Source organism: Streptomyces sp. NPDC003248 (assembly GCF_055563235.1).
On the sequence record NZ_JBVHDT010000001.1, the window covers coordinates 171,973 to 185,774 of the forward strand.

Here is a 13,802-nt window from a genome sequence, read left to right on the forward strand (position 1 = left end):
ATTCGGACCGTCAGCTTGCGCGTCCGTACAACCAGTGGGAAAGACTGACGAATGTGAGCAGTCGCGGACATTTCCATCTGGAATCTGAGGGGAATCGCATGGAGACGCCGGTGTTCGAGGAATTCGATCCCGCGAGCGACTGCGACTGCCCCGGGTGCGTTCAGCGGCGGCGGGCGAGCCCGGGTTCCCTGCCCGTGGGGTTCGGCGGTCGTCCGGCCGCCCACCGCACCGCCGTCGTGGCGGCCGCTGCCGCGGCCACCGCGGCGATCGGCGCCGGGCACGCCGTCCCGGCCGTGGCCGCCCCGCACGTGCCCGACCGGCCGGGCGTCCCCGCGGGCGACGAGCCCGGCAACCCCCAGGGCGGCAGGGAGCCGCTGTACGGCCAGGGCGGCCGACCGGCGCCGTCCGCGCAGGTCAGGGCGCCCGAGATCGCCCGGGCGGACATCATCAAGCGGGCCAAGGCCTGGGTCACGGCGAAGGTGCCGTACAGCATGAGCGCCTACTGGTCCGACGGGTACCGGCAGGACTGCTCGGGCTTCGTGTCCATGGCCTGGAAGCTGCCGGGAAACGAGTGGACGGGCAGCCTGCACGAGTTCGCCACGCGCATCACCAAGGAGGAACTCCAGCCGGGCGACATGCTGCTCTTCCACAATCTGTCCCATCCGCAGAACGGCTCGCACGTCGTCCTCTTCGGCGGCTGGACGGACTACACGCACACGTCCTACATCGCCTACGAACAGACCCGCCCGAACGCCCGCCGCCTCGCCACCCCCTACGCCTACTGGTCGAACTCCGGCCGCTACGTCCCCTACCGCTACAAGAGCGTCAAAGCGGCGGGGACGCCGACCGGCGGGGGCGCGACGGGCGCGACGGGCACGACGGGCGGCACGGGGACCACGGGCGGCACGGGGAGCAAGGGAAGCGCGGGGAGCACGGGGAGCGGGAACGCCGCGGCTCCCGCCCCGGCCCCCGGTGCCGGTGCCACGGCGGCCCCGTACCCCGGACGCGCGTACTTCGGGCCGGGCGCCGACAACCCGCACGTCACCCGGCTCGGCCGGCTCCTCGTCCAGCACGGCGCCGGGCGCTTCTACGCGTCGGGGCCCGGTCCGCGCTGGACGGAGGCGGACCGGCGGGCCACCCGGGCGTTCCAGGAGGCCCAGGGCTGGCGCGGCGCGGACGCCGACGGACTGCCCGGCCCGCGGACCTGGTCGCTGCTGATCACCGGCACGGGCCGGTCCGTCGCCCCGGCTCCCGGGACCGGGGACGGTGCACCCGCCGCCGCTCCGGGGGCGGGCGTCCCCGCCTACCCGGGCCGGGCCGTGTTCCGGCCCGGCGCCGACAACGCGTACGTCACCCAGTTGGGGAGGCAGCTGGTGAAGAAAGGGTTCGGCACGTACTACACGACGGGACCGGGGCCGCGCTGGGGCGAAGCGGACCGGCGGGGCGTCGAGGCCTTCCAGCGCACCCAGGGCTGGCGCGGCGGCGCGGCCGACGGCTACCCGGGGCCCGAGACCTGGCGGAGGCTGTTCTCGTAGCCCGGCCGCGGCCCCGGTGCCCGGCCCCGACCCCGCGGGCCCCGGTCTCCGGTCCTCGGCTCGCCGGCCCCGGTCTCCGGTCCCCACCCCGCGGGCCCCGGACCTCGGGGCCCCGCACCCCGGTCCCGGGTCCTCGGCTCGCGGGCGCCGGGCCCCGACCCCCGACCCGCCGTCCCGGTCTCGGTTCCGGGCCGGGGACCGGGCCCCGGCCCGGAACTGAGACCGGGCCGGTCCCCGGCCCGCAGTAACGGTTCTTTCACTGTCATGGCGTATCTGGCGCGGAGGCTGGAGGCACGCAATGAGCACGACCACTTCTCACACGCCCGAGCACGAGGGCCCGTCCCGGCCGCCCGCGCGGCTCATCCAGAACGAGGCGACCACCGAGATCCCCGTCCACCTGCTGTTCCGGGACGAGCCCGAGCCGCGGCCGGTGCCGCTCGGCCCCGCCGTGGTGGGGAGCCGGACGGGCACGGGGGAGCAGCCGCGTCTGCGGCGGCCCGCGGCCGTGAAGCCCCGCCCGATGGCGGAGGTCGACCCCGCGCTGGTGGAGCGGCCCGCCCGGGTGCTGCCCGGCGCGGCGGGCGTGGCCGCCGGGCTGTGCGGGGCGGCCGGCTGCGTGGCCACCTCGTGGTGGGCCGGGATCCTGCCGCCGCTGGTGACGGGGGCGCTGCGCCTGCCCGCGTACGCCGGTGCCGGTCTCGGTCCGGCGCAGTGGGCGGCGTACGCGGGGGCGGGCGCCCTCGGGGTGTTCGGCCTCGGCGGGCTCGCCCGGGGCCGGACCGGGCACGCCTGGGTGCTCGAACTGTTCGGCCGCTACCGGGGGACGGTCCGGCGCACCGGGCTGCTGTGGGTCAACCCGCTGCTGCTGCGCCGCCGGGCGGACGTACGGCTGCGGCACTGGCGCAGCGAGCCGATGCCGGCGGCCGACGGCAACGGGATGGCGCTGCGGGTGGTGGCGCTGGTGGTGTGGCGGGTGCGGGACACGGCCCGGGCCACGCTCGGGGTGGAGGACCACGAGACGTACCTGCGCGAGTGCGTCGAGGCGGCCTTCGCCCGGATCCCGGTGGAGACGCCCGGCTCGGTGCGGTTCTCGGTCGAGGCGACCGGGGAGGCGCTGACCCGGCGGGTGGCGCGGGACGCGGGCGCGATCGGCCTGGAGGTGTACTCGGTGCAGCCGGTGCGCGTCGAGTACGCCCCGGAGGTCGCCCCCGCGATGCACCGCCGCCGGATCGCCGCGCTCGACGCCCAGCACCGGGCGACCGTGCTCACCTCGGTCGTGGACTCGGTGGAGGACACGGTGACCCGGCTGACCATGCGCGGGCTGGTGGAACTGGACGACTACGAGCGCAAGGCGCTGGTCAAGGACCTGACCGTGGCGTTCTGCGCGGGACGCGGCGAGCAGTCGCCCTGACGGCCCGTCGGATCCGATCCCCCGGATCCCCGGATCGGCACCCCATTGGTATGGACATGTTCATGGAACGGCCATAACCTCAGACTTGGTCTAGACCTGCACGCACGGCGCGCCGAAACCTCACCGAACTCCCCACGTTCTCCAGGAGCGGCAGCATGCGCAAAAAGAGCAAGTGGTACGCCGCCGCGCTCGGGCTCACCACGGCGGGAGCCTTCGTGCTCTCCGCCGGGGGCGCGAGCGGCCACGGCTACACCGACCTCCCCGTCAGCAGGCAGAAGCTCTGCCAGAACGGCACCGTGACGGGCTGCGGCAGCATCCAGTGGGAGCCGCAGAGCGTCGAGGGCGCCAAGGGCTTCCCGGCCTCCGGGCCGGCCGACGGGCAGCTCTGTTCCGCCGGGAAAACCCAGTTCGCCTCGCTCGACTCGCCCACCCGGCCGGACGGCGCCGCCTGGCCCACGACCCAGGTGACGGGAGGCCAGGCCTACACGTTCCGGTGGCAGTTCACGGCGATACACGCCACCACCGACTTCCGGTACTACCTCACCAAGCAGGGCTGGAACCAGAACCACGCCCTCGCCCGCTCGGACCTCGAACTCACGCCGTTCTTCACGGTGCCGTACAACGGCCAGCGCCCGCCGTCCACGCTCTCGCACACCGGCCAGTTGCCGTCGGGTCTGAGCGGGCACCACGTCGTCCTCGCGGTGTGGACGATCGCGGACACGGGCAACGCGTTCTACGCCTGCTCGGACGTCACGTTCTGAGTACCGGGGAACGCCGAAGGGCTCCTCGTTCCTCACGAGGAGCCCTTCACCGGTGCGCCGCCAGGGACTCGAACCCCGGACCCGCTGATTAAGAGTCAGCTGCTCTAACCAACTGAGCTAGCGGCGCATGACTCTCGCCCTCCGCCTCTCGGCGGCCGGCGACGAAGAAAATACTACCTGGTCCGCGGGGGTGCTCCCGACCACCGGCCGGGGGCCGCCACTGGCGGGAGCCGCTACCGGCCGGATCCGCTACCGGCCGGGGAGCCACGGGCCGGGGGCCGCCCCGGCCGGGGTGCTAGATCGCCAGGGACAGCAGCACGGGCGTCGCGTTGCGGTTCAGGGTGTCGGCGGCGTGGCGGAGCCGGTGGGCGTGTTCGACGGGCAGGGAGAGCGCCAGGCAGCCGGCGGTGGTCCCGGCGGTGATCGGGACGGCCGCGCAGACCGTGCCCACGGCGTACTCCTGGAGGTCGAGGACCGGGACCGTGGGAGGCTGGGCCTCCAGACGGGAGAGGAGCAGCTTGTCGCTGGTGATGGTGTGCGAGGTGAGGCGGGCCATCTTGTGCCGGGAGAGGTGGTCGCGGCGGCCGTTGTGGTCGAGCTGGCCGAGCAGGCTCTTGCCGAGCGCGGTGGCGTGGGCGGAGGAGCGGAAGTCGACCCACTCGTTGACCGCGGGCGTGGCCGGGCTGTCGGCGTACTGGGTGATGGTGACCTCGCCGTCGACGTACCGGCTGATGTAGACGGCGGCGCCGACGGAGTCGCGCAGCCGGTCCAGGGTGTGCTGGAGCTTGTCGCGCAGGGCCTGCTCGCGCCGGTGCGCGGAGCCCAGGCGGGTCAGCGCGTCGCCCGTGACGTACGCGCCGTCGGCGGTCTGCTCGACGTATCCCTCGCGGCGCAGCAGCCGCAGGAGGGGGTGCAGCCGTGCCGTGCCGAAGCCGGTCCGGCGGGCGAGTTCGGTGTCGGTGACGCCGGCGGCGTGCCGGGCCACCGTCTCCAGGACACGCAGGGCGTCCTGGGCCGAGTGGAGCGGAGTGGTCGGCTCGAGCCTCATGACGGGCCCCCTCGCGTTGACGTCCTGGGGTCGTGCGGCTTGGGCCGGGGGTCCGGGGGGTGTCCCCCGGGATGACACAGCAGCGCCACGGTCTTCCCCCTGCGGTCGCTTCTCTGGCCGTGATCCGGACGGCGAACCACCCTCCACGATAACGGCCGGGGGTGCGGTGGCGCGGGGCTGTCGGCGAGATTGCGCCGCCCCGGTGACCCGCCGGTACGGCCGGCCGCGCCCAGTGCGCCGAGCGCCGCCACCCCCGCGAGCAGCGACCGACGGGTGGGCCTCGGTGTGCGTGCGTTCTGTCTGACGTGCCTGTTCGGTGGAGCCATGGCGGCGCGGCTACCCGAGACCAACCGGGTTATGCGCCCCGGATGTTCAGGGCCCGGGTACGTACCCGCGCTGCTTGTCGACCACGTTCCGCAGCGGCCGGCCCGCCGCCCACAGCTCGTAGAACTCCACGAACTGCGCGCCGAGTTCGTCCCGCCGGCCGACCGTGTCCCCGCTCATGTGGGGGGACAGCAGCAGCCCCGGGACCTGCCACAACGGGCTGTCCGCGGGCAGGGGTTCGGTCGTGAGGACGTCCAGGGCGGCACCCGCGATCCACCGTCGCTCCAGCGCGTGGACGAGCGCGTCCTCGACGACGAGCTGTCCCCGGCCGACGTTCACGAACCGGGCGGAGGGCTGCATCACGCCGAACCGGCGCAGGTCGAACATGCCGTGCGTCCGCTCGGTGAGCGGGGCCGCCGCGATCACCCAGTCGGCGCGGGCCAGCAGGCGGTCCAGGTCGTCGGGGCCGTGGACGCCGGTGCGCGGGACCCGGCCGACGACCGCCGTCGCCACCCCCAGCGCCTTCAGCCGGCGGGCGACCGCCCGGCCGACCGGCCCCGAGCCGACCACCACGGCACGCGTGCCCGCGACCCCGAGGCCCTCCCGGTGCCGCCACTCGCGCCGCCGCTGGAGCTCCCAGGTGCCCGGCAGGTCCTTCGCCATCGCCAGGACCAGCGCGGCCACGTACTCGGCGACCGGCTCGTCGAAGACGCCCCGCGCGTTCGTCACCACCGTGTCCGACGCGGCCAGCTCCGGACACATCAGATGGTCCACGCCCACGCTCGCCGTGTGCACCCAGCGCGGCCGCGGCCCCTCGCCCGGCCAGGCGGCCCGTACCGCGTGCGAGGCGCAGTCCCACACCAGCAGCACGTCCGCCTCCGGCAGCCGCGCCGCGAGCCCGGCCCCGTCGGTACGCACCACCGCCGCCCGCCCGGTGAGCCGGCCGAGCCGGGGCGGGGGATCGGCGTCGAGGACGAGGAGCGTGGGGACGGCGGACATCCGGGGAGCCCCTTCCTCCGGCAGGACGTGACACGGACGGCGGCGCCGAGCCTGCGGACGTGCGCGGCCACTGCCCGGCGTCCGGGACACAAGGGGCCGACGAGCGCGGACCGACCACGTTCGCACCCGGACCCACCGTCGTCAACACGACCTCCCCGACCGGAGGCGGAGCTGCGCATACCGGTCATCTCGGCCAACCAGGTGACGACGGGGGCGGCGCTGCGCCGAATGGGTACCCGAGCCGTGGGGCCGTACCGGGCTCTGCTGGAGGAGGGGGCGCGGCAGTGGCCCCCCGTACTGCCGGAAGACAGCAGGAAGGCTGGACATGACCGCACTCGGAGTCCTCTACCCGGGCCACTCCGCCGAGGACGACTACCCCCGGATCGAGCAGCTCCTCGGCAGCGACATCCGGGTGGAGGTGGTCCACACGGACATCGGCGAGGACGCCCCCGGCGCCGACGCGCCACGGCGGACGGGCACGCCCGAACGGCTCGCGGCGGGCGTGGAGCGGCTGCGGCTGTCGGGCGCCGAGGCCGTCGTGTGGGCGGATGCCGGCGGGGGCTTCGTGCACGGTTGGGAGGGCGCCCAGGAACAGGTGCGCGGCCTGGCCCGCGCCGCCGGACTGCCGGCCTCCTCGACCTCCTTCGCCTTCGTGCACGCCGCCCAGGAGATCGCGGCGGCCCGGGTCGCCGTCGGCGCGACCTACCCGGACGACATAGCCGGCCTGTTCGCCGCGTTCCTGCGCGCCGGCGGCCTGGAGGTGACGGGCGTCCACGGCTCCGGGACCGTCGCGGCCGCCGAGGTGGGCACCTGGGGCGAGGCCGAGGTGCTCGCGCTGGCCCGCGCGGCCGACGACCCCGGCGCGGACGCGGTCCTGCTGCCCGACACCGCCCTGCACACCGCCGCGTCCCTGCCCGCCCTGGAGAAGGAGCTGGGCAAGCCGGTCCTCACCGCACACCAGGTCACCGTCTGGGAGGCGCTGCGGCTGGCGGACCGGAGGGTGAACGCGCCCGCCCTCGGTGCACTGTTCACCCGGGAGCCGATCGTTCAGGTGTGAGCGATCGGCTCCCGTGCGACCCCACCGACGCCCCGGCCGGGAACAGCGGGAACGGCGGGAACGGTGGGAACAAACGGGAACGCCCCCCTGTTGGTGGTCCGAGGACAGCGCGCGGCCGAGGACAGGAGGACCCCGTGGCGGCGGACGAGAAGGCGGCGGACGAGAATACGGCGCACCGGAACGCGGCGCACGAGCCGACGGCCCACGAGCCGACGGCCCACAAGCCGACGGCCCACGAGCCGACGGCGGAGACCGCGGCGGCGCGCGGAACCACGGCACACGAGCCGCCGCACGGCGGCACCGCGCCGCACGGCGCGGCGACGGCCGTGCGCGGTGCGGGCGACCCGGTGGCGGCCGTGCACAGGGCAGCCGTGCGCGGTGCGGACGACCCGGCGGCGGACGAGCCCCGCCCGGACGCCCCCACGACGGCCGACCGCCCCTCGGACGGCATCCGCGGCACGGCGCACGGCACCGCCCCCGTCCCCCTCTCCGTCCTGGACCTGGTCACCGTCGGCTCCGGCAGCACCGCCACCGACGCCCTGCGCGCCGGCGTCGGCCTCGCCCGGCTCGCCGAGGCGCGCGGCTTCCACCGGTACTGGGTGGCCGAGCACCACTCCATGCCCGGCGTCGCCTCCTCCTCGCCCGCGGTGATCCTCGCCCACCTCGCCGCCCACACCGAGCGCATCCGGCTCGGCTCGGGCGGCGTCATGCTGCCCAACCACGCGCCGCTGGTGATAGCCGAGCAGTTCGGCACCCTGGAGGCGCTCGCCCCCGGCCGCGTCGACCTCGGCCTCGGCCGCGCCCCGGGCACCGACGGCGCCACCGCCGCCGCCCTGCGCCGCACCGACCGGCTGCACGAGGGCGCCGACGACTTCCCCGAGCAGCTCGCCGAGCTGACCCGCTTCCTGGACGACGACTTCCCCGACGGCCACCCCTACCGCCGGATCCACGCGGTCCCCGGCCCGGTCCAGGCCACGTCCCCCGGCGGCGTGCAGTCCCGGCACCGCCCGCCGGTCTGGCTGCTGGGCTCCTCCGGGTTCAGCGCCCGCCTCGCGGCCCTGCTCGGACTGCCCTTCGCCTTCGCGCACCACTTCTCCGCGCAGAACACCATCCCCGCGCTCGACCTCTACCGCGAGCACTTCCGCCCGTCGGCGGTCCTCGACGAGCCGTACGCCCTCATCGGCGTCTCCGCGCTCGCCGCCGACGACGAGCGCGAGGCCCGCCGCCAGGTCCTGGCCACCGGTGTGAACATGCTCCGCCTGCGCACCGGCCGGCCCGGCCTGTTCCCCTCGCCGGAGGAAGCGGAGGCGTACGCGTTCAGCCCGCTGGAGCGCGAGTTCGTCGACTCGTGGACCGCGAACATCGTGCACGGCACGGCCGACGAGGTCCGCTCCGGCCTCGACGACCTCCACAAGCGCACCGGCGCCGACGAGCTGATGCTCACCAGCCACGCCCACCGCGGCGCCCTGCGCCTGCGCTCCTACGAACTCGTCGCCGACGCCTACGGGTTGCCGACCGCGTAGGACGCGGAACCCAGCAGCAGCTCGGAGATGCGGTCCGGGGACACCGGGCGGGAGTACAGCCAGCCCTGCCCGGTGTCGCAGCCGATGCTGCGCAGCCGTCCGGCCTGCGCGGACGTCTCCACGCACTCGGCGGTGACGGTCAGCCCCAGCCGGTGCGCGAGGTCGATCATCGCCTCGACGACCACCTGGTCGGCCGGGTTGGGCGGCGCCCCGGCCCCCTCGTACTGGAAGCCGCGCACGAACGACCCGTCCAGCTTCAGCACCGACACCGGCAGCCGGCTCAGGTAGGCGAGGTTGGAGTAGCCGGTGCCGAAGTCGTCGATGGCGATGCCCACGCCCATGTCGCTGAGCGCCTGCAACGCCTGCAACGGCCGCCCGGCCGAGCCCATCACCGCGGACTCCGTCAGCTCCAGCTGGAGCAGGTGCGGGGCCAGTCCGGTCTCGTCGAGGATGTCCGCCACGTCCGCCACCAGGTCGGAGTCCCACACCTGACGGACCGCCACGTTGACGCTGACGAACAGCGGCGGCTCCTCGGGACGCTCCAGCTGCCAGCGGCGGGCCTGGCGGCAGGCGGTGGCCAGAACCCACCGGCCGAGCGGCACGATCGAGCCGTCCTCCTCGGCCAGCGCGACGAACCGATTCGGCGGCAGCAGCCCGAACCGGGGGTGGTCCCAGCGCACCAGCGCCTCCACCCCGCGCAGCCGCCCGTCCGCCATGCCGACCAGCGGCTGGTACTCCAGACGGAACTCGCCCCGCTCGATGGCGGGGCGCAGCGTGGACGCCAGGGCCTGGCGGGTCATCAGGTGGGCGTTGCGCTCCGGGTCGAACAGCGTCCAGCGGTCCTTGCCGTCCACCTTCGCCCAGTACAGCGTGGTGTCCGCGGCCTGCATCAGCCCGGTGGCGGTGGTGCCGGCCGCGTGCCGCTCGACGACCCCGATCGACGCGGAGACGTTCAGCCGGTGGCCCGCGAGGTCGAACGGCGCCTGGAGCGCCTTCAGCACCGACTCGGCGAGATCGGCGAGCTGTTCGGTGCCGGTGGAGTCCTCCACCAGCAGCGCGAACTCGTCACCGCCCAGCCGCGCCACCAGCGGTACGCTCGGCCGGTTCCGCCCGGCCTCCTGCGCGCACGCCGTCAGCCGCTCGGCGACGGAGGCGAGCAGCCGGTCGCCGACCCGGTGGCCGAGGGTGTCGTTGACCGCCTTGAACCCGTCGATGTCCAGGTAGCACAGCCCGATCCGGCCGGTCCCGCCGTCGTCGTACGACTCCGCCTCCAGCGCCGCCGACACCCGCTCGAAGAACAGGGTGCGGTTGGGCAGCCGGGTGACGGGGTCGTGCATCTGGAGGTGGCGCAGCCGGGCCTGGAGGTCGCGGTGGACGCTGATGTCGGCGACGGACAGCAGGACGCCGGCCGGGTCGCCGTCCAGCGGCGCGACGGTGATCTGCACCCACAGCGAGCGCCCGTCGGGCTGCTTCAGCCGCCGGGTGCAGCGCAGCCGGGCCTGGCGGCCGCGGAGCACCTCGCGGTAGGCGTGCCAGGTGCGGGCGTCGGCGGCCAGGTCCAGCAGATCGGCGGCCACCCGCCCGACCAGGTCCTCGGGGCCCCCGGCCAGCAGCGCGCCGAGCGCCCGGTTGGCGTCGGTGACCAGACCCTCGCGGTCGACGACGGCCATGGCGAGGGGGGCGGTGGCGAAGACGGAACGGTAGGCCGGGGGAGGGCCGTCGCGACGGTCCCCACCTGCTGTTCTCGTGCCGGCCGTACCGTCCGTGAGGTCCGCGCCTTCCCGGTGTTCCGGCGCTCCCGTACCAGGAGAAGCCTGACGATCACTCTCTGTGACGGCCGACCGGTCGAGGTCTGCCGCGGGCGTCGGCCCTTCGGACGTTCCGCTCACCGCTCGCTCCCGCAGTGCACTCGATCTCTGTCCGCCCAGGAAAGTGTGCCGATCATAGAGGCTGGCCCCGGACTTGCGCAGCCACTGCCCAGTGTCCCGGAACACCCCGCCTTTCTGACAGATCGTTTCTGCCCCCACACGGGACGGTTCTGCGAGCGGGCGACCGCTTGTGACGTTCCGTGAGTATTCCGGGGGTGTCGGGGTTCATGCCCGGTTTCCGGGGTCTCACTCTTCTGGTGCAGATAAACAGGGCGTAGTACGACAAATCTGCACAGGCTGGGTGCGGTGTCCCGTGAACCGTTCCCGGAGGTCTCCGTGCCGCGACAGCTCCCGCGTCCCCGACTGCGCAGCACCGCGGCCGTGTTCACGACCCTCTCGGCGCTCGCCGCGACCTCCCTGATCACCGGCCCGTCGGTCGCCGAACCCTTCTCCTCGCTGCCCTGCGCCCTCAAGCGCACGGACGCCCACCACTCGGAGGGACTGGACACCTGGAACACCGCCTATCCGCGGCCGGACCGCGCCCTTGACGCGGTGATGGTCTTCCTGTCCTTCCCGGACTGGGTCCCGATGAGCTCGCCCGCCGAACTCGCCGCCGACCACTTCCCGGTCACCAGCGACTACTTCCACCGGGCCTCCTACGGCAGGTTCACCCTGCGTGCGCATCCGCTGAAGCGGTGGGTCCGCATGCCGAAGCCGTCCACCGCCTACGCCATACAGCGTGACTGGAACGCCGAGGACCGCGCCACCTATCTGCGCGACGCGCTGGACGCGGCCGACGGCCAGGTGGACTTCTCCCGCTACGACGTCGTCTACTTCGTCGCCGATCCGGACGCCCCCGGTGTGGACTCCGACGCCACCAAGGTCGTCAACCTGGACGAGCCGCTGCACGCCGACGGCGTGGACATCCGGCGTGTCGTCACGGTGTTCGAGCAGCATCCGCCGGACCGGCTCGTCCTGGCGCATGAGACCGGCCATGTCTTCGACCTGCCGGACCTCTACCGGCGTCCGGCGGACGGCAAGGGGGACTGGGACACGCACGTCGGGGACTGGGACCTGATGGGCAGCCAGTTCGGACTGGCGCCGGATCTGTTCGCCTGGCACAAGTGGAAGCTGGGCTGGCTGGAGCCGAGCCAGGTGGTGTGCGTGGCCGAGGGGGCGCCGTCGGCCCGGCTCACGCTGGAGCCGCTGGCCGCCGGTGCGGGGACGCCGGTGGCCGGGATTCCCGGTGTGCCGGGCTTCGGGCTCGGGCACGGCACCAAGCTCGCGGTCGTCCGCACGGGCACCGACACCGCCCTCGCCTTCGAGGTGCGCGGTCCGATCGGCAACGACCACGGCGCCTGCCGTGCCGGGATCCTCGTCTACCGCGTCCGCAGCGGCGCGGAGTCGGGCCGGGGGCCGGTCGAGGTGGTCGACGCCCATCCGGGTACCGAGGCCTGCTGGGCGGACTCGGTCTACCCGCCCCTCGCGGACGCCCCGGTCACCGTCGGTGAGAGTTTCACGGTGCCGGGGGACGACGTGCGGGTGGACGTGGAGGAGCGGTCGGTGACGGGGGCGTGGACCATGAGCATCACGGCCTGATCCGGCGGTGGCCGCCCGGATGCGGCGGCGGGGAACGGACGGAAGGCCCCTCGCTGCTGCGAGGGGCCTTCCGGTGTCGTGCGCCGCCAGGGACTCGAACCCCGGACCCGCTGATTAAGAGTCAGCTGCTCTAACCAACTGAGCTAGCGGCGCCTGCTGACGTCGTAGACCTTAGCACCCTGGTCGGCGGGGTGAGAAATCGATATCCGCACGGCCGAACGGGCCGCCCGGACGGCCGCCCAGAGCAGGATCTCGGGCCCCGGCAGCCAGGGGTGCCGGGTGTCGGGGGCGACCATCCAGCGGGTGGCGGCGTCCCGCGGGGAGGTGAGCGGGGGCGGCACGGTCACCGCGTCGCCGGTGCCGTGGCACAGCAGCGGCGGGACGGTGCTCGTCCGGCCGTCCGGGCGGCCGTCGGCGCTCCACTCCTCCCACTCCAGCAGCGAGGGCAGCCGCCGGGCCGTGCCCGGCGTGGCGAACAGCAGAGTGCGCCCGCGGAACGCGGCCACCGGTCCGGAGCCGGGGCCCTCGCCCCACAGCCGGTCCAGCATCAGCCGCCCGAACAGCGCGGGTGCGCTCACGATGTCGAAGACGGACCCGCAGGGCAGGACCACGGGGGCGTGCGGCCGTTCCGCCCAGAGGGCGAGCGTGCCGTGCGGGGAGGTGCCGGCGGAGGCGAGCCACGCGGCACCGTCGGCGGTGACTCCGGTGACTCCGGCGGCGTCGGAGCGATCGGTCAGGCGGGGGTCCCAAGCGCTGCTCATGCCGTCAGGTCTACCGGGCGTGAGCAGCCGGTTCCCCGGGTTGGGGGAAATCGGGACAAGGAGCGGCGGGAGCGGGTATCTTACGCGCCTGGCATATGCCAGAAGATTACAGAGGGTGACGTCGGTGAGTGCGGTCCTGCGGGAGGGCCGTCCGCCCGACGGGTGGCCGTGCCCTACACGGGGTCGACGTGTTCCCGGCCTTCGACCTCGCCCTTCAGCAGGTCCCGCCCGAACTCGACCATCTTCTTCGCGTAGTCCTCGGTCCACTCGGCCCGCTCGGCGATGTCGGCCGGCGTCAGCCGGTCGAACCGCCGCGGATCGGCGAGCTGGGCCGCCGCCATGGCCTGGAACTCCACCGCCCGGTCGGCCGCCGCCTGGAAGGCGAGCGTCAGCTCCGTGGCACGCGCCAGCAGCGCCCCCGGGTCGTCGATCGACTCCAGGTCGAAGAAGTGCTCCGGATCGCCTGCCGCTTCCGCGGGCTCGAACAGCAGGGGCGCGGGGCGTAGCCGCGGTTGGTTCCGACGCGGCGTGGGCTCCGCCATGTCTTCTCCTCCTCGTACGGTCGGGGTGGCGCCACCGGTGAGCGGACCACCTTCCATTGTCCCCCGGGCACGCAAGGGGGCCGGGGCCCCGCACTCTCAAGGCTCCCGGGGCGCACGATGTTCCCGGGACACCCGAGGCCCCCGGGCGCGCCGGCACCGCGGGGTTGGCTGCCCAGTGGCCCGGACGGTATGCATCGCGGCCGCGGGGCGGGGCGCTGGGTCGCTGGGTCGTTGGGCTGCTGGGTCGCTGGGTCGCTGGGTCGTTGGGCTGCTGGGTCGTTGGGCTGCTGGGCCGTCGGGTCGCTGGGCCGTCGGGCTGCCGGGTCGCCGGGCTGCCGGACAGCCTGGCTGTCGGGGCCGCCGGGCTCCCGGTC

General features: G+C 74.4%; 11 protein-coding genes and 2 tRNA genes. 6 read left to right on the forward strand and 7 right to left on the reverse strand.

Going from position 1 to position 13,802, the window contains the following annotated elements; translation table 11 throughout:
- The first annotated feature begins 98 nt into the window (after positions 1-98).
- The 3 genes from ACZ3KJ_RS00755 (at position 99) to ACZ3KJ_RS00765 (ending at position 3,707) form a co-directional block, all read left to right on the forward strand.
- A complete protein-coding gene (locus ACZ3KJ_RS00755; RefSeq protein WP_467523569.1) occupies positions 99-1,535 on the forward strand; it encodes a peptidoglycan-binding protein in 1,437 nt (478 codons plus the stop codon).
- Between the two features lie 298 nt (positions 1,536-1,833).
- Positions 1,834-2,946, forward strand: a complete 1,113-nt coding sequence (locus ACZ3KJ_RS00760; RefSeq protein ID WP_467523570.1) for an SPFH domain-containing protein — start codon at positions 1,834-1,836, stop codon at positions 2,944-2,946.
- A 155-nt stretch (positions 2,947-3,101) separates the two neighbouring features.
- A complete protein-coding gene (locus tag ACZ3KJ_RS00765) occupies positions 3,102-3,707 on the forward strand; it encodes a lytic polysaccharide monooxygenase auxiliary activity family 9 protein (protein ID WP_389512799.1) in 606 nt (201 codons plus the stop codon).
- A 53-nt stretch (positions 3,708-3,760) separates the two neighbouring features.
- Here the strand turns inward: ACZ3KJ_RS00765 and ACZ3KJ_RS00770 are convergent.
- From ACZ3KJ_RS00770 to ACZ3KJ_RS00780, 3 genes are all read right to left on the reverse strand, one after another.
- Positions 3,761-3,834: transfer RNA gene (locus tag ACZ3KJ_RS00770), tRNA-Lys, on the reverse strand.
- Between the two features lie 168 nt (positions 3,835-4,002).
- Entirely contained in the window at positions 4,003-4,755 is a 753-nt protein-coding gene (locus tag ACZ3KJ_RS00775; protein WP_389512795.1) for an IclR family transcriptional regulator, read from the reverse strand.
- A gap of 372 nt (positions 4,756-5,127) precedes the next feature.
- Positions 5,128-6,078 carry a D-2-hydroxyacid dehydrogenase gene (locus ACZ3KJ_RS00780; protein ID WP_467523572.1) on the reverse strand — a complete coding sequence of 317 codons (951 nt, stop codon included), beginning with the start codon at positions 6,076-6,078 and terminating at the stop codon, positions 5,128-5,130.
- Positions 6,079-6,403: 325 nt separating this feature from the next.
- On the opposite strand from ACZ3KJ_RS00780, the gene ACZ3KJ_RS00785 reads away from it, so the two are divergent.
- Both ACZ3KJ_RS00785 and ACZ3KJ_RS00790 read left to right on the forward strand, forming a co-directional pair.
- Positions 6,404-7,135 carry a maleate cis-trans isomerase family protein gene (locus tag ACZ3KJ_RS00785; RefSeq protein ID WP_467523574.1) on the forward strand — a complete coding sequence of 244 codons (732 nt, stop codon included), beginning with the start codon at positions 6,404-6,406 and terminating at the stop codon, positions 7,133-7,135.
- 449 nt (positions 7,136-7,584) lie between these two features.
- Positions 7,585-8,658, forward strand: a complete 1,074-nt coding sequence (locus ACZ3KJ_RS00790; RefSeq protein ID WP_467524774.1) for an LLM class flavin-dependent oxidoreductase — start codon at positions 7,585-7,587, stop codon at positions 8,656-8,658.
- On the opposite strand, the gene ACZ3KJ_RS00795 is transcribed toward ACZ3KJ_RS00790, so the two are convergent.
- On the reverse strand, positions 8,637-10,547 hold the full coding sequence (locus ACZ3KJ_RS00795; protein ID WP_467523575.1) for a putative bifunctional diguanylate cyclase/phosphodiesterase: 1,911 nt from the start codon (positions 10,545-10,547) through the stop codon (positions 8,637-8,639). The genes ACZ3KJ_RS00790 and ACZ3KJ_RS00795 overlap by 22 nt on opposite strands.
- Before the next feature lie 285 nt (positions 10,548-10,832).
- Here ACZ3KJ_RS00795 and ACZ3KJ_RS00800 point away from each other — a divergent pair, with 285 nt between their 5' ends.
- On the forward strand, positions 10,833-12,125 hold the full coding sequence (locus ACZ3KJ_RS00800; protein ID WP_467523576.1) for a M6 family metalloprotease domain-containing protein: 1,293 nt from the start codon (positions 10,833-10,835) through the stop codon (positions 12,123-12,125).
- Between the two features lie 79 nt (positions 12,126-12,204).
- Here the strand turns inward: ACZ3KJ_RS00800 and ACZ3KJ_RS00805 are convergent.
- From ACZ3KJ_RS00805 to ACZ3KJ_RS00815, 3 genes are all read right to left on the reverse strand, one after another.
- Positions 12,205-12,278 (reverse strand) — tRNA-Lys (locus tag ACZ3KJ_RS00805).
- Entirely contained in the window at positions 12,269-12,886 is a 618-nt protein-coding gene (locus ACZ3KJ_RS00810) for a bifunctional DNA primase/polymerase (RefSeq protein ID WP_467523577.1), read from the reverse strand. Before ACZ3KJ_RS00810 ends, ACZ3KJ_RS00805 begins: the two co-directional genes overlap by 10 nt.
- 173 nt (positions 12,887-13,059) lie before the next feature.
- Complete coding sequence (locus tag ACZ3KJ_RS00815) at positions 13,060-13,428, reverse strand: hypothetical protein (protein WP_389512774.1); 369 nt, start codon at positions 13,426-13,428, stop codon at positions 13,060-13,062.
- Positions 13,429-13,802 lie beyond the last annotated feature (374 nt).